General features: G+C 68.7%; 15 protein-coding genes. 8 read left to right on the top strand and 7 right to left on the bottom strand.

Features of this window, described 5'->3' with window-relative positions:
* The first annotated feature begins 43 nt into the window (after positions 1–43).
* From AC1RB9_RS16150 to AC1RB9_RS16135, 4 genes are read left to right on the top strand one after another with little or no spacing between them, the layout of a single operon-like run.
* Positions 44–8,446, top strand: a complete 8,403-nt coding sequence (locus AC1RB9_RS16150) for an Ig-like domain-containing protein (protein WP_124164874.1) — start codon at positions 44–46, stop codon at positions 8,444–8,446.
* Positions 8,446–9,723, top strand: a complete 1,278-nt coding sequence (locus tag AC1RB9_RS16145) for a TolC family protein (protein ID WP_003102743.1) — start codon at positions 8,446–8,448, stop codon at positions 9,721–9,723. Before AC1RB9_RS16150 ends, AC1RB9_RS16145 begins: the two co-directional genes overlap by 1 nt.
* Complete coding sequence (locus tag AC1RB9_RS16140; protein ID WP_003114950.1) at positions 9,713–11,884, top strand: type I secretion system permease/ATPase; 2,172 nt, start codon at positions 9,713–9,715, stop codon at positions 11,882–11,884. Before AC1RB9_RS16145 ends, AC1RB9_RS16140 begins: the two co-directional genes overlap by 11 nt.
* On the top strand, positions 11,874–13,061 hold the full coding sequence (locus AC1RB9_RS16135) for a beta-barrel domain-containing protein (protein ID WP_003102741.1): 1,188 nt from the start codon (positions 11,874–11,876) through the stop codon (positions 13,059–13,061). Before AC1RB9_RS16140 ends, AC1RB9_RS16135 begins: the two co-directional genes overlap by 11 nt.
* Before the next feature lie 108 nt (positions 13,062–13,169).
* Here AC1RB9_RS16135 and AC1RB9_RS16130 read toward each other — a convergent pair whose 3' ends face one another.
* The 4 genes from AC1RB9_RS16130 to AC1RB9_RS16115 all read right to left on the bottom strand — a co-directional run bounded on the left by AC1RB9_RS16130 (position 13,170) and on the right by AC1RB9_RS16115 (position 17,210).
* Positions 13,170–13,748: an HD domain-containing protein gene (locus AC1RB9_RS16130; RefSeq protein ID WP_003160088.1), complete on the bottom strand. Its 579-nt coding sequence runs from the start codon at positions 13,746–13,748 to the stop codon at positions 13,170–13,172.
* 88 nt (positions 13,749–13,836) lie between these two features.
* Positions 13,837–14,391 carry a helix-turn-helix domain-containing protein gene (locus tag AC1RB9_RS16125; protein ID WP_003088112.1) on the bottom strand — a complete coding sequence of 185 codons (555 nt, stop codon included), beginning with the start codon at positions 14,389–14,391 and terminating at the stop codon, positions 13,837–13,839.
* Positions 14,392–14,548: 157 nt separating this feature from the next.
* Positions 14,549–16,744 carry a xanthine dehydrogenase family protein molybdopterin-binding subunit gene (locus tag AC1RB9_RS16120; RefSeq protein WP_003450155.1) on the bottom strand — a complete coding sequence of 732 codons (2,196 nt, stop codon included), beginning with the start codon at positions 16,742–16,744 and terminating at the stop codon, positions 14,549–14,551.
* Between the two features lie 4 nt (positions 16,745–16,748).
* Positions 16,749–17,210, bottom strand: a complete 462-nt coding sequence (locus AC1RB9_RS16115; RefSeq protein WP_003102736.1) for a (2Fe-2S)-binding protein — start codon at positions 17,208–17,210, stop codon at positions 16,749–16,751.
* Positions 17,211–17,540: 330 nt separating this feature from the next.
* Here AC1RB9_RS16115 and AC1RB9_RS16110 point away from each other — a divergent pair, with 330 nt between their 5' ends.
* On the top strand, positions 17,541–17,864 hold the full coding sequence (locus tag AC1RB9_RS16110) for a DMT family transporter (protein ID WP_003102734.1): 324 nt from the start codon (positions 17,541–17,543) through the stop codon (positions 17,862–17,864).
* Between the two features lie 12 nt (positions 17,865–17,876).
* A complete protein-coding gene (ndhC, locus tag AC1RB9_RS16105; RefSeq protein ID WP_003088123.1) occupies positions 17,877–18,275 on the top strand; it encodes an NADH-quinone oxidoreductase subunit A in 399 nt (132 codons plus the stop codon).
* On the opposite strand, the gene AC1RB9_RS16100 is transcribed toward ndhC, so the two are convergent.
* Positions 18,272–18,823, bottom strand: coding sequence for a helix-turn-helix domain-containing protein (locus AC1RB9_RS16100; RefSeq protein WP_003450159.1), 552 nt, complete (start codon positions 18,821–18,823; stop codon positions 18,272–18,274). The genes ndhC and AC1RB9_RS16100 overlap by 4 nt on opposite strands.
* An 85-nt stretch (positions 18,824–18,908) precedes the next feature.
* Between AC1RB9_RS16100 and AC1RB9_RS16095 the strand changes: the two genes are divergently transcribed.
* Positions 18,909–19,442, top strand: a complete 534-nt coding sequence (locus AC1RB9_RS16095) for a GNAT family N-acetyltransferase (protein WP_003102722.1) — start codon at positions 18,909–18,911, stop codon at positions 19,440–19,442.
* Positions 19,443–19,510: 68 nt separating this feature from the next.
* The gene (locus AC1RB9_RS16090) at positions 19,511–21,874 is read left to right on the top strand and encodes a DNA polymerase II (protein ID WP_003122806.1); all 2,364 of its coding nucleotides are present in this window, start codon (positions 19,511–19,513) and stop codon (positions 21,872–21,874) included.
* 3 nt (positions 21,875–21,877) lie between these two features.
* Here AC1RB9_RS16090 and AC1RB9_RS16085 read toward each other — a convergent pair whose 3' ends face one another.
* Both AC1RB9_RS16085 and AC1RB9_RS16080 read right to left on the bottom strand, forming a co-directional pair.
* A complete protein-coding gene (locus tag AC1RB9_RS16085; RefSeq protein WP_003102715.1) occupies positions 21,878–22,546 on the bottom strand; it encodes a hypothetical protein in 669 nt (222 codons plus the stop codon).
* Positions 22,530–23,939, bottom strand: coding sequence for an alpha/beta fold hydrolase (locus AC1RB9_RS16080; protein ID WP_003450162.1), 1,410 nt, complete (start codon positions 23,937–23,939; stop codon positions 22,530–22,532). The genes AC1RB9_RS16085 and AC1RB9_RS16080 overlap by 17 nt, the downstream gene beginning before the upstream one ends.
* Positions 23,940–23,961 lie beyond the last annotated feature (22 nt).

Raw genomic sequence — 23,961 nt, 5'->3', positions numbered from 1 at the left:
GGTGCGGCCGTTCGGTCGCTGCTTGACAAGAGGAATGTCGGAAATGTCGATCCAGGCGAAAGTTACCCCTATCGATCAGAGTATTTCTTCTGCGGCTGCCGTCGAGGTTCCGGAAAACGGGATACTCAAACTCTCCCAGAGCAGTAATATCGCGCTCGATGTCGCACCGGAGTCGGTGGCGGGATACTCGAAGAGCGGTTCGGACCTGATCGTCCAGCTGAAGACCGGGGAAAGCGTACGCATCGCCAACTTCTATGCGGAAGGCCAGCCTTCCAGCCAGCTGTTCCTGGCCGACAAGGACAAGCTGGTGGCGGTAGATCTGCCGCCGGTCGCCGCCGACGGGCCGCTGATGGCCGGCTACATCCCGCAGGAAAGCCTGGCCGGTTTCGAGTCGCTGACCGGCGCCGGTGTGCTCGGTGGCATGAGCGCAGGGACTGCGCTGCTGGTCGGTGCGGCGGCCATCGGCGCCGGGGTGGCGATTTCCAACAGCAGCGGCGGCGGTGGCGGCGGCGGTTCTTCGGTGCCCCCGGACACCACTCCGCCGAAGGCGGCCAGCGGCCTGAAGATAGCGCCTGACGGCAGCAGCATCAGCGGCCAGGCCGAGGCCGGCGCGAGCGTCGGCATCGATACCAATGGCGACGGCAAGCCGGACCTCACCGTGATCGCCGATGCCAACGGCAATTTCACCGCTCCGCTGAACCCGCCGCTGACCAATGGCCAGACGGTCACCGTGGTGGTCACCGACCCGGCTGGCAACGCCAGCCCGCCGGCCCAGGTCACCGCTCCGGACACTACCGCCCCGGCGCCGGCTACCGACGTGCAGGTGGCGCCGGACGGCAGCAGCGTCACCGGCAAGGCCGAACCCGGCTCGACGGTGGGCGTCGATACCGACGGCGACGGCCAGCCGGACACCACCGTGGTGGTCGGCCCCGGCGGCAGCTTCGAGGTTCCGCTGAACCCGCCGCTGACCAATGGCGAGACGGTGACGGTGATCGTTACCGACCCGGCCGGCAACAACAGCACCCCGGTGACCGTCGAGGCGCCGGACACCACCGCCCCGGCGCCGGCCACCGACGTGCAGGTGGCGCCGGACGGCAGCAGCGTCACCGGCAACGCAGAGCCGGGCGCCACCGTCGGTGTCGACACCGATGGCGACGGCCAGCCGGACACCACCGTGGTGGTCGGCCCCGGCGGCAGCTTCGAGGTTCCGCTGAACCCGCCGCTGACCAATGGCGAGACGGTGACGGTGATCGTTACCGACCCGGCCGGCAACAACAGCACCCCGGTGACCGTCGAGGCGCCGGACACCACAGCCCCGGCGCCGGCCACCGACGTGCAGGTGGCGCCGGACGGCAGCAGCGTCACCGGCAACGCAGAGCCGGGCGCCACCGTCGGTGTCGACACCGATGGCGACGGCCAGCCGGACACCACCGTGGTGGTCGGCCCCGGCGGCAGCTTCGAGGTCCCGCTGAACCCGCCGCTGACCAATGGCGAGACGGTGACGGTGATCGTTACCGACCCGGCCGGCAACAGCAGCACCCCGGTCACCGCCGAAGCCCCCGACTTCCCCGACGCGCCCCAGGTCAATGCCAGCAACGGCAGCGTCCTCAGTGGTACGGCGGAAGCGGGCGTGACCATCGTGATCACCGACGGCAACGGCAATCCGATCGGCCAGACCAGCGCCGATGCCAACGGCAACTGGAGCTTCACCCCCGGTAGCCAACTGCCGGATGGCACCGTGGTCAATGTGGTGGCCAGGGACGCCGCCGGCAACAGCAGCCCGGCGACCTCCATCACCGTCGACGGCGTGGCGCCGAGCGCGCCGGTGGTCGAGCCGAGCAACGGCAGCGAACTCAGCGGGACTGCCGAACCGGGCAGCAGCGTGACCCTGACCGACGGCAATGGCAATCCGATCGGCCAGACCACCGCCGATGCCAACGGCAACTGGTCTTTCACGCCGTCCACCCCGCTGCCGGACGGTACCGTGGTCAACGTGGTGGCCAGGGATGCCGCCGGCAACAGCAGTCCGCCGGCCAGCGTTACCGTGGATGCCGTCGCGCCGGCCACGCCCACCGTCGATCCGAGCAACGGTACGACCCTCAGCGGCACCGCCGAGCCGGGCGCTACCGTGACCCTGACCGACGGCAACGGCAATCCGATTGGCCAGGTCACCGCCGACGGCAGCGGCAACTGGACCTTCACCCCGAGCACGCCGTTGCCCAACGGCACGGTGGTCAACGCCACGGCTACCGACCCGTCCGGCAACGCCAGTTCGCCGGCCAGCGTCACCGTGGACGCCGTGGCACCGGCCACGCCAGTGGTCAACCCGAGCAACGGCACCACGCTCAGCGGCACCGCCGAGCCGGGCGCCACCGTGACCCTGACCGATGGCAACGGCAATCCCATCGGGCAGGTCACCGCCGATGGCAGCGGCAACTGGAGCTTCACTCCGACCACGCCGTTGCCCAACGGCACCGTGGTCAACGCCACGGCCACCGACGCCTCCGGCAACACCAGTGCGGGCAGCAGTGTCACCGTGGACTCGGTAGCCCCGGCCACGCCAGTGATCAACCCCAGCAACGGCACCACGCTCAGCGGCACCGCCGAGCCGGGCAGCAGCGTGACTCTGACCGATGGCAACGGCAACCCGATTGGCCAGGTCACCGCCGACGGCAGCGGCAACTGGAGCTTCACCCCGTCCACGCCGCTGGCGGATGGAACCGTGGTCAACGCCACGGCCACCGATCCGGCGGGCAACACCAGCGGCCAGGGCAGCACCACCGTCGATGGCGTGGCGCCGACCACGCCGACCGTCAACCTGAGCAACGGCAGCAGCCTCAGCGGCACTGCGGAACCGGGCAGCACGGTGATCCTCACCGACGGCAACGGCAATCCGATCGCCGAGGTCACCGCCGACGGCAGCGGCAACTGGACCTACACCCCGTCCACGCCGATCGCCAACGGCACCGTGGTCAACGTGGTGGCCCAGGACGCCGCCGGCAATAGCAGCCCGGGCGCCAGCGTCACCGTGGACTCGCAGGCCCCGGCGGCTCCGGTGGTCAACCCGAGCAACGGCACTACGCTCAGCGGCACCGCCGAGCCGGGCGCTACCGTGACCCTGACCGACGGCAACGGCAACCCGATTGGCCAGGTCACCGCCGACGGCAGCGGCAACTGGAGCTTCACACCGGGCACGCCGCTGGCCAACGGCACCGTGGTCAACGCCACGGCCAGCGACCCGACCGGCAATACCAGCGCTCCGGCCAGCACCACCGTGGACTCGGTGGCGCCGGCCGCGCCGGTGGTCAATCCGAGCAACGGCGCGGAGATCAGCGGCACCGCCGAACCGGGCGCCACCGTGACCCTGACCGATGGCAGCGGCAATCCGATCGGGCAGGTCACCGCCGACGGCAGCGGCAACTGGAGCTTCACCCCGTCCACGCCGCTGGCGGATGGAACCGTGGTCAACGCCACCGCTACCGACCCGGCCGGCAATACCGGCGGCCAGGGCAGCACCACCGTGGACGCCATCGCGCCGGCCACGCCGACCGTCAACCTGAGCAATGGCAGCAGCCTCAGCGGCACCGCCGAGCCGGGCAGCACGGTGATCCTCACCGACGGCAACGGCAATCCGATCGCCGAGGTCACCGCCGACGGCAGCGGCAACTGGACCTACACCCCGTCCACGCCGATCGCCAACGGTACTGTGGTCAACGTGGTGGCCCAGGACGCCGCCGGTAACAGCAGCCCGCCGGCGACGGTGACCGTCGATTCCAGCGCGCCGCCGGCGCCGGTGATCAACCCGAGCAACGGCGTCGTCATCAGCGGCACCGCCGAGGCCGGTGCCACCGTGACCCTCACCGATGCCGGCGGCAACCCGATAGGGCAGGTCACCGCCGACGGCAGCGGCAACTGGAGCTTCACGCCGGGCACGCCGCTGGCCAACGGCACGGTGATCGTCGCCACGGCCACCGACCCGACCGGCAATACCGGCCCGCAGGCCGCCACCACGGTGGACGCGGTGGCGCCGCCGGCGCCGGTGATCGATCCGAGCAACGGCACGACCATCAGCGGCACCGCGGAGGCCGGGGCCAAGGTGATCCTCACCGACGGCAACGGCAACCCGATCGGCGAAACCACCGCCGACGGCAGCGGCAACTGGACCTTCACGCCCGCCACGCCGCTGGCCAACGGCACGGTGGTCAACGCCGTGGCCCAGGACCCTGCGGGCAATACCGGCCCGCAGGGCAGCACTACCGTGGACGCGGTGGCGCCGAACACGCCTGTGGTCAATCCGAGCAACGGCAACCTGCTCAACGGTACCGCCGAGCCGGGCAGCACCGTGACCTTGACCGACGGCAACGGCAACCCGATCGGCCAGACCACCGCCGATGGCAGCGGCAACTGGAGCTTCACGCCCGGCTCGCAACTGCCCAACGGCACCGTGGTCAACGTGACCGCGAGCGACGCCGCCGGCAATACCAGCCCTCCCGCTACCACGACGGTGGATTCCTCACTGCCGTCGATCCCGCAGGTGGATCCGAGCAACGGCTCGGTGATCAGCGGCACCGCGGACGCCGGCAACACCATCATCATCACCGATGGCAACGGCAACCCGATTGGCCAGGTCACCGCCGACGGCAGCGGCAACTGGTCCTTCACTCCAGGCATCCCGCTGCCGGATGGCACGGTGGTCAACGTGGTGGCGCGCAGCCCAAGCAATGTCGACAGTGCGCCGGCGGTGATCACGGTGGATGGCGTGGCCCCGGCGGCGCCGGTGATCGATCCGAGCAACGGCACCGAGATAAGCGGTACCGCGGAAGCTGGCGCGACGGTGATCCTCACCGATGGCGGCGGCAACCCGATCGGCCAGGCCACCGCCGACGGCAGCGGCAACTGGACGTTCACCCCGAGCACCCCGCTGGCCAACGGCACCGTGATCAACGCCGTGGCCCAGGACCCGGCCGGCAACACCAGCGGTCCGGCCAGCGTCACCGTCGATGCCATCGCCCCGCCGGCGCCGGTGATCGATCCGAGCAACGGAGTCGTCATCAGCGGTACGGCGGAAGCCGGGGCCACGGTGATCCTCACCGACGGCAACGGCAACCCGATCGGCCAGGTCACCGCCGACGGCAGCGGCAACTGGGCCTTCACGCCCGCTACGCCGTTGGCCAATGGCACGGTGATCAATGCGCTGGCCCAGGACGCCGCCGGCAACAACAGCAGTCCCACCAGCGCCACCGTCGACTCGCTGGCGCCAGCAGCCCCGGTGATCGATCCGAGCAACGGTAGCGTGATCGCCGGTACCGCCGAGGCTGGTGCCACGGTGATCCTCACCGACGGCAACGGCAACCCGATCGGCCAGGTCACCGCCGATGGCAGCGGCAACTGGAGCTTCACGCCCGGCACGCCGCTGTCCAATGGCACGGTGGTCAATGCGGTGGCCCAGGACGCTGCCGGCAACACCAGCGGCCCGGCCAGCACCACGGTGGACTCGGTGGCGCCGGCCGCGCCGGTGATCGACCCGAGCAACGGCAGCGTGATCGCCGGTACCGCGGAAGCCGGTGCGACGGTGATCCTCACCGATGGCGGCGGCAACCCGATCGGCCAGGCCACCGCCGACGGCAGCGGCAACTGGACGTTCACCCCGAGCACCCCGCTGGCCAACGGCACCGTGATCAACGCCGTGGCCCAGGACCCGGCCGGCAATACCAGCGGTCCGGCCAGCGTCACCGTCGATGCCATCGCCCCGCCGGCGCCGGTGATCAATCCGAGCAATGGAGTCGTCATCAGCGGTACGGCGGAAGCCGGGGCCACGGTGATCCTCACCGACGGCAACGGCAACCCGATCGGCCAGGTCACCGCCGACGGCAGCGGCAACTGGAGCTTCACGCCCGGCACGCCGCTGGCCAACGGCTCGGTGATCAATGCGCTGGCCCAGGACGCCGCCGGCAACACCAGCGGCCCGGCCAGCACCACGGTGGACTCGGTAGCCCCGGCCACCCCGGTGCTCGATCCGAGCAACGGTACGGTGATCAGCGGTACCGCCGAAGCCGGGGCCACGGTGATCCTCACCGACGGCGGCGGCAACCCGATAGGGCAGGCCACCGCCGATGGCAGCGGCAACTGGAGCTTCACTCCGGGCACACCGCTGACCAACGGCACGGTGATCAATGCGGTGGCCCAGGACGCCGCCGGCAACACCAGCGGTCCGGTCAGCACCACGGTGGACGCGGTGGCCCCGGCCACCCCGGTGATCGACCCGAGCAATGGTGTCGAACTCAGCGGCACCGCCGAACCCGGCGTCCGGGTGATCCTCACCGATGGCAATGGCAACCCGATCGGCCAGACCCTCGCCGACGGTAGCGGCAACTGGACCTTCACACCGGGCACGCCGCTGGCCAACGGCACGGTGGTCAACGCCGTGGCCCAGGACCCGGCCGGCAATACCAGCGGTCCGGCCAGCACCACGGTGGATACGGTGGCGCCGGCCACGCCGGTGATCAATGCCAGCAACGGCAGCGTGATCACCGGCACCGCCGAGGTCGGCGCCAAAGTGATCCTCACCGACGGCAACGGCAACCCGATCGGCGAGACCACCGCCGACGGCAGTGGCAACTGGACCTTCACCCCCGGCACGCCGCTGGCCAACGGTACGGTGATCAACGCCGTCGCCGAAGACGCCGCGGGCAACGCCAGCGGTCCGGCCAGCACCACGGTGGACTCGGTGGCGCCGTCCGCTCCGCTGCTGAGCATCAGCGCCGACGGCGCGCTGCTGACCGGCACCGCCGAGCCGAACAGTCAGGTGCGTATCGTGGTCAACGGCGACACCGCCAACCCGATCACGGTCACCGTCGACGGCGCCGGCAACTTCAGCCTGCCGTTCGCGCCGCCGCTGATCACCGGCGAACTGATCGCCGGGGTTGCCGTGGACGCCGCCGGCAACGTCAGCGGGCCGGCCACCATCAACGCGCCGGACCTGGCGCCGCCGACCATCAGCGTGCCGGAAGCCGCCGATACCTGGATCAACGCCGCGGAGATCGGCGACGGCATCCAGGTCGATGTGACGGTCCGTCCGACCATGCAGGTCGGCCAGGTGGTCACGGTCAAGTTCGCCGGGCAGAACGGCTACGAGGCCGAGGTCAGCCATACCCTCACCGCCGGCGACATCGCCGCCGGCAACCTGACCCTGACCCTGACGCCTCCCGGCGGCATGGGCCCGTTCCCGGAGGGCGCCTCGACCGTCACCGCCGACATCAACGGCGGCACCGCGTCGACCCCGGTGCCGTTCACCATCGACACCATTCCGCCGGCGACCCCGGTGCTGTCCCTGGTCGGCAACATCCTGACCATCTCGGCGGAGCCAGGGACCGAGTTGACGGTCACCGTCGACGTCGGCGGGGTGACCGCCACCGCCACGGTGACCGCCGACAACAGCGGGCTGGCGTCGCTGAACCTGCTCACCGACCTGGACATCGACTTCAGTTGGGACCAGTTGCTCAATGCCCAGGTGTCGGTGGTCGGACGCGACCCGGCCGGCAACCCGAGCAACACGGCGAGCATCGGCGTCGGCACCAGCATCGAGCAACCGGTGACCATCGGCAACTTCGGCCTCGACGTCAGCCTCAACCCGCTGAACCCGCGTTTCGGTTTCAGCGGAACCACCGAGCCTGACTCCAGCGTGGTGATCCGGGTCATCACCCCGGCGTTGAACGTCGAATTGCTGCCGATCCAGGCGGATTCGTCCGGAAACTTCTCGCTGAACCTGCTGAGCCCGACCATCCTCACCCAGTTGGGGCTGAACATCACCGACATCCTCAACCTCGGCTCGCAGATCTCGTTCAACCTGGTGTCCACCGACTCCAATGGCAACGACAGCGCCGCCTACGGGATCACCCTGACCCCCAACGGACTGTCGCTCAATATCGGCCAGATCGATGTCAATGGTACTTCCGGCGACGACGTGCTGTCCGGCGCCAACGGCAGTTCGGAGCACATCAACGGCGGCGACGGCAGCGACCTGATCTTCAACGTGGGCACCGGCGATCACGTGGTGGCCGGCAACGGCAACGACACCATCCAGATCACCGCGACCGATTTCGTCAGCATCGATGGCGGCGCCGGGTTCGACACCCTGGTCCTGGCCAACGGCATCGACCTCGACTACAACGCCGTCGGCGTCGGCACGCTCAGCAACCTCGAGCGCATCGACCTCGGCAAGGGCGATTCGGGTAGCGTGCTGACCCTGACCGCGGCGGAGGTGGATGCCATCACCGATGCCAACAACACGTTGCAGATCACCGGCGAGAACAACGACACCCTGAACGTGGTGGGCGCGGTGAATACCGGTACCACGCAACTGATCAACGGCATTACCTACGACGTCTACACCTTCGGCAGTACCACCCTGCTGATCGAGGACAACACGGTACAGGTCGTGGTCTGATGCGCGGGCGCAGGCAGTACGCGCGCAAGGGACGGCGGCATGGGAAGGGAGCCATCTGGCTCCTTTCCCTGGGTCTGCCGATGTTCGCGTCGGCCATGCCCCTCGACCAGGCGGTCAGGGCAGGGCTGGCGATCCACCCGGAAGTACGATCCGCGATGGCCGAAGCGGACCGTGCAGGCACCGAGGTGGAGATGGCCAAAGGGGGGTACTACCCCTCCGTGACGATGTCCGGGGGGCCGCAGGAGTTCGACTTCGGCGAGATCGTCTACGATCTCACCGCGTCGCAGATGCTGTACGACTGGGGTCGGGTGACGAGCAAGGTCGACAGCGCCAGCGCGACCCAGCGCAAGCTGTCCGAGGCGGTGCTGGTGGCGCGCGACGATGCGGCGCTGGATATCGTCGAGACCTACCTCGACGTGCTTGCCTCGGAGCGCCGGGTGGAGGCGGTGCGCGAACACATCCAGCGCCTCGACGGCATCCGCGAGATGACCCAGGCGCGCGGCGGCGACGGCTACGCCGACCGCAGCGAGCTGGATCGCGCCAATCTGGAACTGTCGCGGGCCCAGGAGCAGTTGTCGCTGGAGAAGGGCAACCTGCAGGACGCGCGCAACCAGTACGCGATCCTGGTCGGCCAGGAGCCCGCCGACCTGGTGGAGCCCGAGCCGATGTCGCTGCAACGCTACCTGGCGGCCAGCGATATGGCGCGGGTGATCCGCGAATCGCCTTTGCAGCGCAAGGCCCTGGAGGACGCCAATGTCGCCGAGGCCGAGGTCCGCGAGGCCAAGGCGTCGCTGCTGCCGCAACTGAACCTGGAGGCCAGCGCGCTGCGCCGGGAGATCGGCGGGCATCCGGAAAGCGACTCGGTGGTATCCCTGCGCTTCCGCATGGACACCTTCCAGGGGCTTTCCAACTTCCGCCGGCCGACCGCCGCGCAGCAGCGCCTGGAGTCGGCGAAATGGAGCGCCGACGCGATGCAGCGCGACATCCGCCGGCAACTGCAGAACCTCTTCGACAACGGCGACACGCTGCGCTGGCGGGAACAGTCGCTGACCCAGCAGGTGACCGAGTCGGAGCAGGTCGGCGAGTTGTATCGCGAACAGTTCGAGGTTGGCCGGCGCGACGTGATCGACCTGCTCAACGTGCAGCGCGAGCGGTTCGAGGCAGAGCGGCAACTGATCAACCTGCGGATCGAACGCAAGCGCATCGAGTATCGGGCGGCCGCGCAAGTCGGCCTGTTGGGTCCGCTATTGGAGAACCGGCTGAATCATGGAAGCTGAGAAAACCCCGGATAACGTCGTGATCCTCAACCACGACCCCATCGTCGACCCGTTGCGCCAGGGCTTGTTGCTGCTCTGCCGGCAGCTTGGCCGACCGCTCGGCGACGCCGAACTGGTGGACGGCATGCCGCTGGAGCACGGTCGCCTGCCGTTGCACCTGGTGGCCCGCGCGTTGCGCCGCGCCGACATCACCGCCCAGGTCACCCGCCAGCCGTTGCGCCGGATCGATCGCTACCTGCTGCCGGCCCTGCTGCTGCTCGACGACGGCCGCGCCCTGGTGCTGGTGGGCAACGACGGCGAGCACGCCGAGGTGCTGGTACCGCAGAGCGACGGCGGAAGCCAGAGGATGCCGCTGGCCGAGCTGGAAGCGCTGTACAGCGGCACGGCGGTCTTCGCCAAGTGCCGCTACCGCCCGGACGGGCGGGTCGGCGACTACGCCAGCGCCTTGCCCGAACACTGGTTCTTCGGCCCGCTCAAGCGGCTCTGGCGTTCCTACGCCGAGGTCACCGCCGCGGCGTTGGTGGCCAACGTCCTGGCGGTCGCCTCGGCACTGTTCGCCATGCAGGTCTACGACCGCGTGGTGCCCAACGCGGCGTTCGACACCCTGTGGATCCTCGCCAGCGGCGTGGCCCTGGCGATCGTCCTCGACGGTGTCCTGCGGATCATGCGCGGCCACCTGCTCAACGTGCTCGGCAAGCGCCTCGACCTGCAACTCTCGACCCTGCTGTTCTCCCGCGTGCTGAGCACCCGGGTCGCTGCCAAGCCGGCGTCGATGGGCGCCTTCAGTACCCAGGTGCGGGAGTTCGAGTCGGTGCGCGAGTTCTTTACCTCGTCCAGCGCGGCGCTGATCAGCGACCTGCCGTTCGTGGCGATCTTCCTGCTGATCATCGCCGTGATCGGCGGCCATGTGGTCTGGGTGCCGCTGGTGGCCTGCGTGCTGATGATCCTGCCGGGGCTGCTGACCCAGCGCCTGCTCGGCCACCTGTCGCGGCAGAACCTGCGCGAAGGGGCGATGAAGAACGGCGTGCTGCTGGAAGCCTTCGAGCACCTGGAGACGGTCAAGGCGACCCGCGCCGAAGGCCGCTGCCTGCACCAGTGGGAAACCCTGACCGGCGAACTGGCCGGTACGGCGATGAAGACCCATACCCTGGCCTCGACCCTGAGCTACTCGGCGAGCATCGTCCAGCAGCTCTGCTACGTCGGCGTGGTGGTCTTCGGCGTCTATCGGATCAGCGAGGGCGCGATGACCGTCGGCGGCCTGGTGGCCTGCTCGATCCTCGCCTCGCGGGCCATCGCACCGCTGTCGCAGGCGGCCGGCATCCTCGGTCGCTGGCAGCACACCAAGGTGGCGATGGAAGGCCTCGACCAACTGATGAGCGCCGAGCAGGAGCGACCCCAGGGCAAGCGCTTCGTGCACAAGGAGCGCCTGCAGGGGCATTACCGCCTGGAGGGCGTGCGCCTGGCCCACGGCGACAGCCCGCCGGTGGTCGACGTGCAGGCCCTGAACATCCGCGCCGGCGAGCGGGTGGCGCTGCTCGGCGGCAACGGCGCCGGCAAGTCGACCCTGCTGCGCCTGCTCAGCGGCCTGCTCGACGCGCAGGCGGGACGCCTGCTGCTGGACGACGTCAGCCTGACCCAGATCGACCCGGCCGACCGCCAGCGCGGTATCGGCTACCTGCCGCAGGACGTGGCGCTGTTCCATGGCAGCCTGCGCGACAACCTCAACCTGGAGAACGCCGCGCTGGGCGACGAGGAACTGCTGGAGACCCTCGACGGGGTCGGCCTGGGCGCTTTCGTCCGCGGCCACCCGCTGGGGCTGGACATGCCGATCCAGGGCAACGCCAGCCTGTCCGGCGGCCAGCGCCAGGCCGTCGGGCTGGCCCGGGTGCTGCTACAGGACCCTCCGATCCTGCTGCTCGACGAGCCGACCGCGGCCTTCGACCAGGGCAGCGAGAAACAGGTCATCGACTACCTGCAGCAATGGTTGGGCAAGCGCACCCTGGTCATCACCACCCACAAGAAAAGCATGCTCGCCCTGGTCGAGCGTGCGGTGGTCCTGCGCCAGGGCAGGGTGATAATGGACGGCCCGCTGGAGCAGGTGGTGCAGGGCAACCAGGTACAGGCACCGCAGGCCGCCGAAGGAGGCAACCATGGACTCTGACCGCGACGCCGCCGCCCTGCGCCGGCAACTGGCCGACCCGTTGCTGGCGGCTACCCACCCGGTCTACCGGCCGCTGCTCTGGACCCTGCTCGGTTGCGTGCTGCTGTTCATCGGCTGGGCGGCCTGGGCGCAACTGGACGAGGTGACCCGCGGCGACGGTCGGGTCGTGCCGTTCAGCCGCATCCAGAAGATCCAGAGCCTGGAGGGCGGCATCCTCGACCGCCTGCTGGTGAAGGAGGGCGACCTGGTGGAAGTCGGCCAGCCGCTGGTGCGCCTCGACGAGACGCGCTTCCTCACCAACTTCCAGGAGTCGGCGAACCAGGCCAGCGTGCTGCGCGCGGCCATTGCCCGGCTCGACGCCGAGGTGCTAGGCAAGAAGAGCATCGAGTTCCCGCCGGACGTCGATCCCGAGGGGCCGCTGGCGCGTTCCGAACGCGAGCTGTTCAAGTCGCGCCGCGACAAACTGGTGGAGGGCACCCAGGCGATCCAGCGGCAGATCCACCTGGCGCAGAGCCAGCTCGACCTGGTTCGCCCGCTGGTGGCCAAGCGTGCGGTGAGCCAGATGGAGGCGCTCAAGCTGAGCCAGGACATCGCCACCCTCAGCGGCAAGCTGACCGAGCTGAAAAGCACCTATTTCCAGGATGCCTATACCGAGCGCGCACAGCGCAAGGCCGATCTCAGCGCCCTGGAACCGATCGTCCAGCAGCGCCAGGACCAGTTGCGCCGCACCGAGATCCTGTCGCCAGTGCGCGGGCGGGTGAACACCGTGCTGATCAACACCCGCGGCGGGGTGATCCAGCCCGGCGAGCCGATCATGGAAGTGATCCCGGTAGAGGAGCGTCTGCTGGTGGAGGCGAAGATCAAGCCGCGCGACGTGGCCTTCCTGGTTCCCGGCATGCCGGCCAAGGTGAAGATCACCGCCTACGACTACACCATCTACGGCGACCTCAAGGGCACCCTGGAGCAGATCAGTGCCGACACCATCGAGGAGGACACCCCGCATGGCAAGGAGTCCTACTACCAGGTGCTGATCAAGACCGATGGCAGCCAGTTGAAGCGCGGCGAGGAGGTATTGCCGATCATTCCGGGGATGGTCGCCGAGGTGGACATCCTCAGCGGCAAGCGCAGCGTGCTCAACTACCTGCTGCGGCCGCTGATCAAGGCGCGCCTTTACTGAGGCGTGCAGGACAGGCCCCGGTCGGTGGAAACGTGCCAGCCGCTTCCCTGTAGCCATGGCGAGCTACGTAGGCGGTGGCGCTGGTAACGCTGCCCGGGCGGGCGCACGCTAGGCGTCGCGCCGAGCTGCGAGGCACTGTCGGGTCCTGGCGTCGAGTAGCTCGCGCAGGGTCTTGAACAGCGGTGCGCGGTCGGTATAGCGACGGCCGTAGTCGAGGTTGAAGGCATAGTCGAAGTCCGCCGGATTGTCGCCCTGGGTGTGCTGGAGCAGGGTTTCCAGCTTGTCCAGGGCCTTCACTGCCAGGGCTTCGGCGGACTCGCCGCGCTCGTATTCGTCCCACAGGGCGAGCAGGCGGTCGCGCAGCGGCGCGTCGAGGTGACGGGTCAGTTGCAACAGGTCGGCGCGTTCCTGTTCGCCTTTGTCCGGGTGCGCGGCCTGCTCGACGGCGGGGATGTCGCCGTGGATCGCTTCGCCGAGGTCGTGGACCACGCACATGCGCAGGACCTTGCCGAGGTCCAGGCCGGCCAGTTGGTCCTCGAAGGCCAGTGCCATCAGGCACAGCCGCCAGCTATGTTCGGCGGTGCTTTCCGGGCGGCCGGAGGAGGTGTGCGCGGAGCGCAGGACGTCTTTCAGGCGTTCGGCTTCGCGGAGGAATTCGAGGCGGTTGCTCAGCAGTTCGAGGGACATGGCGCGGGCTCCGCTACCGGTGAAACGAGCCTGCAAGCCTAGGCGCGGCGGTGCTGAAGGTCCATGGATAAAATATCCGCGGCGACGTTCAGAGGGTTTCCACCAGGCGCACCGCGCGTCCGTCCGAGAGGGTCATGCGGGTCCAGCGGCAACGGCTGCGCCGGATCGGCACGATGGCCGAGGCGTTCGCTCCGCTGGCGAACTCCAGCGCCGGCGGTGCCAGCAGTTCGCGCCAGCCGAGTTCCTCGAGGGTGGCTTCCTGGCGGAGGATTTCCTCGCTGCAATAGGGCCACAGCGAACGGTCGAGCAGTTCGCCGAGAGGCACGCCGAATTGCGCGGCGCGTGCCGGCGAACAGGCCAACAGGCGATGGGTGAGGTCGCAGATCAGGTGCACGGGTTGCGGGTTGGCCTCGACCAGGCGGGCCAGTGCCTGGTCGGCGGCGGCTTCCAGGCGGGCGCCGAGCAGACGCTCCAGGCGTGCCCGTTCCTCCACCAGCAGCGCCTGGGTACCGGACTCCCAGCGCGAGATGGTCGATTGCGCCACGCCGAGCAATTCGGCGGCATGCGTTTGCTTGACCCGGTGCAGCAGGCGCCAGCGACGCAGGGCGGGGCCCAGGGACGAAGAAGGGAGAGGCTCGGTCATGCTTGGCTACGCGGGCGAATGGACGCTGAAGTCTGCGCCCGACGCCGGGCGGAGGCAAATCGGCGCGACACCGGGGGGACCCGTATGGTCGGCGGCGATCCTCGGAGGGCCGCCCGCGCCGCGCCGGCAGCCGTGGAGCTGCCGGCGGGCGTCTCGCTCAGGCCTTGGCGAAGGAGGTGGGGAAGGGCAGGTTGTACAGGCGTTGCCCGGTGGCGGCGAAGATCGCATTGGCCAGCGCCGGGCCGATGGGCGCCACACCGGGTTCGCCGACCCCGGTGGGCGCTTCGCCGGAGGGCACGATGTGCACTTCGACCTTGGGCATCTCGGCGATCCGCAGCACCTGGTAGCCGTCGAAGTTGTTCTGCTCGACCTTGCCGTCCTTCAGGGTGATCGCGCTGTGCAGGATCGCGCCGAGGCCGAAGCCGATGCCGCCCTCCATCTGCGCGGCGATCACGTCCGGGTTGATCGGGATGCCACAGTCCACCGCACAGACCACCCGCTCGACCTTCAGCTTGCCGTCCTTGTCCACCGAGACCTCGACCACCTGGGCGACGAACGTCTTGAATGCCTCGGTCACCGCGATCCCGCGCCCGCGCCCGGCGGGCAGCGGCCTGGACGGGTCCCAGCCGGCCTTTTCCGCAGCCAGTTCGAGCACGCCGCGCAGGCGCGGCTGCTCTGCCAGCAGGTCGCGGCGGAACAGGTAGGGGTCCTTGCCGGCGGCCTGCGCCGCCTCGTCGATGAACGCCTCCACCGCGTAGACCGTGTGCGAGCTGCCGACCACCCGCCACCACAGGACCGGCACGCCGACCTGGGTGGTGCTCAGCTCGACCGAGACATTGGGCACCGCATAGGGCAGGTTGGCGGCGCCTTCCACCGAGGTGGCGTCGATGTCGTCCTTGACCATCACCGCGGCGAACGGCGTGCCTTCCAGGATCGACTGGCCGACGATGCGATGTTGCCAGCCGACCAGCTTGCCGTCGGCGTCGAGCCCGGCTTCGAGCCGGTGGTAGTACATCGGCCGGTAGAAACCGCCGTGGATGTCGTCCTCGCGGGTCCATTGCAGCTTCACCGGCACGCCGTTGGCGCCCAGCGCCTTGGCGATCGATACCGCCTCGACGATATAGTCCGACCAGGCGTTGGCGCGCCGGCCGAAGCTGCCGCCGGCGTAGAGCGTATTGATCTTCACCTGCTCCGGCTTCAGCCCGGCGGTGCGCGCCGCGTTGCCCTGGTCGACGGTCTGGAACTGGTCGCCGGCCCAGATCTCGCAGCTGTCGGCGGTCAGCCTGACCACCGCGTCCAGCGGCTCCATCGGCGCATGGGCGAGGAACGGGAACTCGTAGCTGGCGGCGATCCTGCGGGTCGCCCCGGCCACCGCCTTGGCGGCGTCGCCGTCCCTGCGCGCGGGCTTGCCGGGTTGCTCGGCGAGCTTGCGGTACTCCGCCATCAGCGCCTCGGAACCACGCTTCTCGGCCTTGCTCTCGTCCCACTCGACCTTGAGCGCGTCGCGGCCTTGCTTCGCCGCCCAGAAGCCCTTGGCGACCACCGCCACGCCGTGCGGCACCTGGACCACCTCGACCACCCCCGGAATCGCCCTGGTCGCCGTGGCGTCGAACGATTTCACCGTGGCGCCGAACAGCGGCGGGCGCTGGAGCAGGGCGACCAGCATGCCGGGCAGGCTGACGTCGAGGGTGAATTGCGCACTGCCGTCGGTCTTGCCGGGAACGTCGACGCGCGGCGCCTGGTGACCGATCAGGCGGAAGTCCTTGGGATCCTTCAATTGCACTTTTTCCGGCACCGGCAGTTCCGCCGCCGCAGCGGCCAGCGAACCGTAGCTGGCCTTGCGCTGGCTGGCCGGATGTTCGACGAAGCCGTCGCGGGTGCGCAGTTCGGTGGCCGGCACTCGCCACTGGCGGGCGGCGGCCTCGACCAGCATCGCGCGCGCCTTGGCCCCGGCCTCGCGCAATTGCATCCAGGAGTTGGCCATCGCCGAACTGCCGCCGGTGCCCTGCATGGTGCCGAAGGCCAGGTTGGCGTAGCGCTTGGCGTCGGCGGGCGCGCTTTCCACGCGGACCTTGCTCCAGTCCGCGTCGAGTTCCTCGGCGACGATGGTGGCGATACCGGTATAGGCGCCCTGGCCCATCTCCACGTGCTTGGCGATCACCGTGACACTGTCGTCCGGGGCGATCCGCAGGAAGGCGTTGGGCGCGAAGCCGGCGTCCGGCAGGGCCGCGGCGAGGGCACGCCGGGCTCCGCTCCACTGGAAGCCGATGGTCAGGCCGACCACCGCGGCGCCTTTGAGGAAGCCGCGGCGCGAGCCGGGCAGGGCGTTGCTCAGATCGATCTTGCTGTTCATGGCGTCAGGCCTTCAGGGTGTCGGCGGCTTCGTGGATGGCGGCGCGGATCCGCACATAGGCGGCGCAGCGGCAGATGTTGCCGTTCATCGCGGCATCGATGTCGGCGTCGCTGGGGCTGGCGTTCTGCTCCAGCAGCGCGGTGGCGGACATGATCTGGCCGGACTGGCAGTAGCCGCACTGCGGTACCTGGAGCTTGACCCAGGCGTCCTGCACGGCCTTGCCGGGCTTGCTCTGGATACCCTCGATGGTGGTGACGCGCTTGCCGGCGACCGCGGAGACCGGCAGCACGCAGGAACGTACCGCGGTGCCGTCCAGCTGCACGGTGCAGGCACCGCACTGGGCCATGCCGCAGCCGAACTTGGTGCCGTGCAGGCCGGCGCTTTCCCGGATGGCCCAGAGCAGGGGCATGTTGGGATCGACGTCGAGGGTGACGTTCTTGCCGTTCAGGACGAGCGAGGTGGGCATGCTGATTCTCCACGGAAAGGCCCGGGCAGGGCGTTATCTCTTATCAGGCAGGGATGCATCGGGCGAAGTGTGCGCGAAGGACGAAACGGACGCCTTGCACGATCCTGCGAAAGTCTAGATCAATCCTGCCGAGCGTCCCGGCGGGCACGGCGCGGAAACGCGGCGAAACAACTCCGTCGGCGCAGGCGTTCACCCGCCATCGGCAACGCGCTAGGATCGCTGCCGTCGGTGACTGACGCCCGCCCGGGCGGCACGCACTTTCAGCCGGAAGCGGGACGACCCGTTTTCCCTCTTTCATTGCGCGGGGACGACCCTGCAGAGAGGCTGAAAATGGCGTGGATCTATCTCTTGCTCGCCGGTGTCTTCGAAATCGTCTGGGCCACGGCCATGAAGGAGTCGGCCGGCTTCACCCGCCTGTGGCCAAGCCTGGTCACCCTGCTGTTCATGATCCTCAGCTTCGGCCTGCTGGCCGTTTCCATGAAAACCCTGCCCCTCGGCACGGCCTACACCATCTGGGTCGGCATCGGTGCGGTCGGCGCCTTCGCCCTGGGCATCCTGCTCTTCGGCGAAAGCCCGAGCCCGTTGCGGCTGCTGGCGGTGGGGCTGATCGTGGCCGGCATCGTCATTCTCAAGCTGGCGACCCGTCAGGGCTGAGGGGCGACCATCATGTACGCATCCTTCGCTCCCGCGACCTGGGCCTTGCTCGCCTACCTCTTCGGCGCGCTCGCCCTTTGCCTGCTCATGCTGGGGTTGGGCCGGGTGCTGGGCGGCCGATCGCATGGCCGGGCGAAGAACCTGCCGTTCGAGTCGGGGGTGGATTCCACCGGCTCGTCGCGCTTGCGCTTCTCGGTCAAGTACGCGTTGGTCGCCATGCTGTTCGTGATCTTCGGCATCGAGATGCCGTTCCTCTACCTCTGGGCGGTGTCGCTGCGGGAGAATGGCTGGGCGGGTTTCGTCGAGGCGACGCTGTTCGTCTCCCTGCTGCTGGTCGGACTGTTCTACCTGCACCGGGTCGGCGCCCTCGACTGGTCGCCGGAGCGCCGGCGGAAAAAGCCGCACGACTAGTCGTGGAGGATCACCAGCAGGTAGCGGCAGGCTTGCCCGGCGGTGGCGAAGGTCACCGCGCGGTCGACGCCGAAGTCCAGGCGGTCGCCGCGTTGCAGGTGGAACGACTGCTCGCCGTAATCCACCCGCAGCGCACCCTCGACCAGCCACAGGCGCTGCCGGTAGGGCCGGCCGCCCCAGCGGGGATAGTCGAGGCGGGCGTTCGCCGGGATCTCCACTTCCACCATCTCGCAGCCGCTGCGCGGATCGAGAGCGCCGACCTGGCGGCGGCGGTAGCCGCTGGCCGGGTCTTCCCACACTTCCTGCTGCGCGCGCCGGCAGAGCGGTTCGGCCGGCGCCTGCGCGTCGCCGAGCAGCTCGGAGAGGGCGACCCCCAGGCCGCCGGCGAGACGGCCGAGGACGCTGGCGGTGGGGCTGCTTTGGTTGCGCTCGATGCGCGAGATCATCGCCTTGCTCACCGCGCAGCGTTCGGCCAGTTGGGCGAGGGTCAGCTCGCGCTCCTTGCGCAGGGCGGCTAGGCGTCGGGCAATCAGTTCGTCGATATCCATGAGTGGCCCTGGCGGATTTTTCTCGTCCATGATAGTCACTGTCCAATATATTGGAAATTCGACCTTGCATTGGAGCTTGCCCGCGATGACCGAACCGACGATTCGCCGCCTGGCTGGCGAGGAGATCCTGGCGCGCCTGGACGAACTGGCCGAGGTACTGCTGGACTGCGTGGAAGGCGGGGCTTCGGTCAGCTTCATGTGGCCGTTGCCGCGGGAGCGGGCGCTGGCTTTCTGGCGCGGCGTCGGCGAGAGCGTGGCGGGCGATGAACGCCTGCTGCTGGTGGCGGAAGCGGAGGGGCGGATCGTCGGTACCGTGCAACTGCTCCTCGACCAACCGCCGAACCAGCCGCACCGCGCCGACGTGGCGAAGATGCTGGTGCACCGGCGTGCGCGTCGGCGCGGCATCGGCGAGGCGCTGATGGGCGAGCTGGACCGGCTCGCCCGGGCCTGCGGCAAGTCCCTGCTGGTGCTGGATACGGTCAGCGGCAGCGCCGCCGAACGGCTGTACCTGAAGACCGGCTGGACACGGGTCGGGGAAATCCCGGACTACGCCCTGATGCCGGACGGCACGCCCTGTCCCACCACCTATTTCTACAAGCGCCTGGCTGCTGCCGGCTGACCGAAGATGCCGGCGTTCCCAAGGCAGGCCGGGTAGAATCGGCGGATGCGAGAGATTCGGGGTCGATGGTGGAGTTACTGCAAGGGTTCGTCCTGACCCGGCACTGGCGCGATACGCCGGCCGGCACGGAAGTCGCGTTCTGGCTGGCGACCGAGCAGGGCCCGCGGCAGGTGCGGCTGCCGCCGCAGCCGTCGGTGGCGTTCGTCCTCGCCGAGCAGCGCGGGCGCGTCGAGTCCCTGCTCGCCGGGGAGACTGGCGCCGAGCTGCGGCCGCTGGCGCTGCGCGACTTCCAGCAGCGGCCGGTGCTCGGCCTGTACTGCCAGCAGCATCGCCAACTGATGAATCTGGAGAAACGCTTGCGCCAGGCCGGCGTCGAGGTGTTCGAGGCCGATATCCGGCCGCCGGAGCGCTACCTGATGGAGCGCTTCATCACCGCGCCGGTCAGCCTGGAGGCGAGTGTCGAGGCTGACGGCAGCCTGCTCGCCCGGCGCCTGAAGCCGGCTCCGGACTATCGCCCGCGCCTGCGCCTGGTGTCGCTGGACATCGAGACCAACGCCCGCGGCGATCTCTACTCCATCGCCCTGGAAGGCTGCGGCCAGCGCCAGGTATACATGCTCGGCCCGGCCAACGGCGATGCCGCGGCCGTGGATTTCCGCCTCGACTATTGCGACAGCCGTGCCGGGCTGCTGGAACGTCTCAACCAGTGGCTGGCCGAGCACGACCCCGACGCCATCATCGGCTGGAACCTGGTGCAGTTCGACCTGCGCGTCCTGCATGAGCATGCCCAGCGCCTGAAGGTGCCGCTGCGCCTGGGGCGTGGCGGCGACGAAATGGGCTGGCGCGAGCACGGCAGCCGCAACAACCACTTTTTCGCCGCGGCGGCCGGCCGCCTGATCATCGATGGCATCGAGGCGCTGCGCTCGGCGACCTGGAGCTTCCCCTCGTTCAGCCTGGAGAACGTCGCCCGGACCCTGCTCGGCGAAGGCAAGGCGATCGACAATCCGTACCAGCGGATGGACGAGATCGATCGCATGTTCGCCGAGGACAAGCCGGCCCTCGCGCACTACAACCTGAAGGACTGCGAATTGGTGACGCGGATCTTCGCCCGTACCGAACTGCTCGACTTCCTCCTCGAACGGGCCACCGTCACCGGCCTGCCGGCGGACCGCAGCGGCGGCTCGGTGGCGGCCTTCACCCACCTGTACATGCCGTTGATGCACCGCGCCGGCTTCGTCGCCCCGAACCTCGGCGAGAAGCGTCCGGAAGCCAGTCCCGGCGGCTTCGTCATGGACTCGCGGCCGGGCCTCTACGAATCGGTGCTGGTGCTCGACTACAAGAGCCTGTATCCGTCGATCATCCGTACCTTCCTGATCGACCCGGTCGGCCTGGTGGAAGGCCTGCGCCAGCCGGACGACGAGCACTCGGTGGAAGGCTTTCGCGGCGCCCGCTTCTCGCGTACCCGGCATTGCCTGCCGGCCATCGTCGCACGGGTCTGGGAGGGCCGCGAGGCGGCCAAGCGCGAACGCAACCAGCCGCTCTCGCAGGCGTTGAAGATCATCATGAACGCCTTCTACGGGGTGCTGGGTTCCAGCGGCTGCCGCTTCTTCGACCCGCGCCTGGCCTCGTCCATCACCCTGCGCGGGCATCGGATCATGCGCCGTACCCGCGAGCTGATCGAGGCCGAGGGCTATACGGTGATCTATGGCGATACCGACTCCACCTTCGTCTGGCTCGGCAGCCCCCGCGCCGAGGAGGAGGCCGCGGCCATCGGCCGGGCGCTGGTGGCGCGGGTCAACGACTGGTGGCGCGAGCACCTGAAAGAAGAATTCGGCCTCGACAGCGCCCTCGAGCTGCAATTCGAGACCCATTACCGGCGTTTTCTCATGCCCACCGTGCGCGGCGCCGAGGAGGGCAGCAAGAAACGCTACGCCGGCCTGGTGCGCCGCGCCGACGGTGGCGAGGAGATGGTCTTCAAGGGCCTGGAGACCGTGCGCACCGACTGGTCGCCGCTGGCCCAGCGCTTCCAGCAGGAACTCTACCTGCGCATCTTCAATCGCCAGCCCTACCAGGACTACGTGCGCGATTACGTACGACGGACCCTGGCCGGCGAGCTGGACGACCTGCTGGTCTACCGCAAGCGCCTGCGCCGGCGCCTCGACGATTACCAGCGCAACGTGCCGCCGCATGTGCGCGCGGCGCGCATCGCCGACGACTACAACCTCGAGCGCGGGCGCCCGCGGCAGTACCAGAGCGGCGGCTGGATCAGCTACGTGATCAGCGTCGCCGGTCCCGAGCCGCTCGAGGCGCGGCGTTCGGCCATCGACTACGAGCACTACGTGGGCAAGCAGTTGCAGCCGGTGGCCGACGCCATCCTGCCGTTCGTCGGCGATGATTTCGCCACTTTGGTCGACCGGCAGATGGCACTATTCTGAGGCTCATTGGCGGATGAGCCGCTGGTCCAGCTGGCGCAGCCGTTCCCGGTCGAGGTTGCGCGGCAGGACGAGAGTGTCCGAGCCGTTGGTCAACGGCGATTCCACGGGCCTGTTGAGTGGGATGACGATACGCTCGGCGTCGTAACGGATTTCCTTGGCGTCGGTCAGGCCCTGCTTCTGTAGCTGATGGATGGCTTCGAGGCGGGCGTCGGCGTCGGCTGCGCTGGGCGCCGATTGCATGACCTTCAGGTAGATGTCCAGTGCCTCCCGGCCATTGAACGGACCTTGCCCCAGGTGCTTCACGAATACCCGGTAGACGCCTCCCACCGCGCGGCACAGGCGGCTGTTGCCGTTCTGTGCGGCGATGTCGGCCTGCAGCCTGGCGTCGCACTGCTGCTTGCTCATGTTGCGGGCTTCGGACTTTTCGCTTTGCGCGCAGTAGGCGCTGCCGTAGAGGTCGCCGTCCTTGTCGCAGCGGCCGTAGCAGATATCGTGCAGGCGGCAGGCCTCGCTGAGCGAGCAGCCCGCGACGTCGTCCGGAACCAGATACTGGGTGAAGCCGGAGCCGCAATAGGTGGCCTTGTCTTCGGCGGCGCTGGCGGCGGGCGCCATCCGCGGGGCGAGCAGAACGACGGCGAAGCCGATCAGGAGCAGGCTAGAGAGGGTTTTCATAGAGGACGTCCTGTTCGCTGCGGGTGCCGGGTTCCGAGAGTTGCCGTTGCAGCCGCCGGTGCATGGCCGTGGCTTTGAGGTAGTGGAAGTCGAAGCACTTGCCGAACGAGAAGTTCTTCCGCACCGGGTCGTGGCACTCCCGGTAGTAGGAGGCGCCAGCCGTACGTTCGTAGATGGCCTTGCTGACGGCGGTGGCCATGAAGGCGATCACCTGGTCGTTGAAGATATCGTTGTGGTCGGCGATGAAGGACTGCGAGGTGTAGATGAAGTTGACCGGCTCGTTGCTGTAGCAGGGCATGCGCGGCAGCGCCGGATCGGCGTTGGCGCCGTCCGCGCTGCAGAAGCTCCTGAAGCGCCATTTGCCGATATCGGTGTCGTCGATCACCCGTGGTTCGGGCGGTCTTGGCGCGCAGTTGTCGCTGCCATCCGGCAGCGGGCACTCGCGGTCGATCAGCAGGGCGGTCCGATACAGGCTGTAGTTGCCGAGGGCGGTGGTATCCAGGTCTTCTTCCCGGAGGCGATAGCGGGTTCCGTTGTAGGTCCTGTCCAGGTCCACCTGGCTCCAGGTGAGGTTGACGCCGACCCATTGGCCGAGCGGGAAGGCGAAGTGGGTGGCGCTGTCGCCGTGCGAACTGATGACGTACAGCAGCGGCGGCGGCTGGGTTCCCAGGGCGCCGACCTTGAGGCTGTTCTCCTTGAGCAGCAGGCCCTGATTGGCCTCTATCGCCGGATTCAGCATGATTACCGCGTCGCCGAAGGCGCGTATCCGCTGACCGTCCTGGAGAGCCAGCAGGCGTTCGAGCAACGGGTCGTGAAGTGCGCCGAGGGTGATTGCGCCGCCGAAGCTGTGGCCGACGATCACCAGATAGTTCCTGTCCTTGCGATCGATCCGTTCCAACTGGGCGAGCAACTCGGCGACGCCACCCCGGCCGACTTCCTCGGCGACGGCCTTCCTGTCCCAGTAGGTCAGGTTCTCGCTATACAGGCCATGCATCGACTTGCCCCGCCAGCCAACATAGAGGCCGACCAGCCTGCGTTTGCCCAGCACCCCGGAGGAGGCGAGATTGGCGAGTGCCTTGTTGAAGCTGGCGACGTTGCCGTCGTCCCGTCCCGCGTTGTGCTTCCAACCGTGAATGAACACCACCATGGCGATGTCCCCCCGGGCGGAGTAGCGCTTTAGCTGGTCGATCAGGCGTTGCGTTCTGGCAGGCGCGAAGTCGTTGCCGCGCTCGCTGTATTCGACGAAGCCGATCTCGTAGTTCGGATGGCGTTCGTAGTAGCTGTCGCTGCAAGGCCGCATGTCGGCGCAGGTCGATTCGCTGTCATCGCGCAGCGGGGCGTTGGCGGCGCAGCCTGCCAGCAGGCAGGCTGCGAGAAGGGCGAGTATTTTCATGACGATTCCCGCGTGGAGATTC

Source organism: Pseudomonas sp. 20-5, from assembly GCF_056782835.1.
The sequence above is the reverse complement of the archived record's forward strand: the minus strand, read 5'-3'. Positions and strand labels throughout refer to the sequence as shown.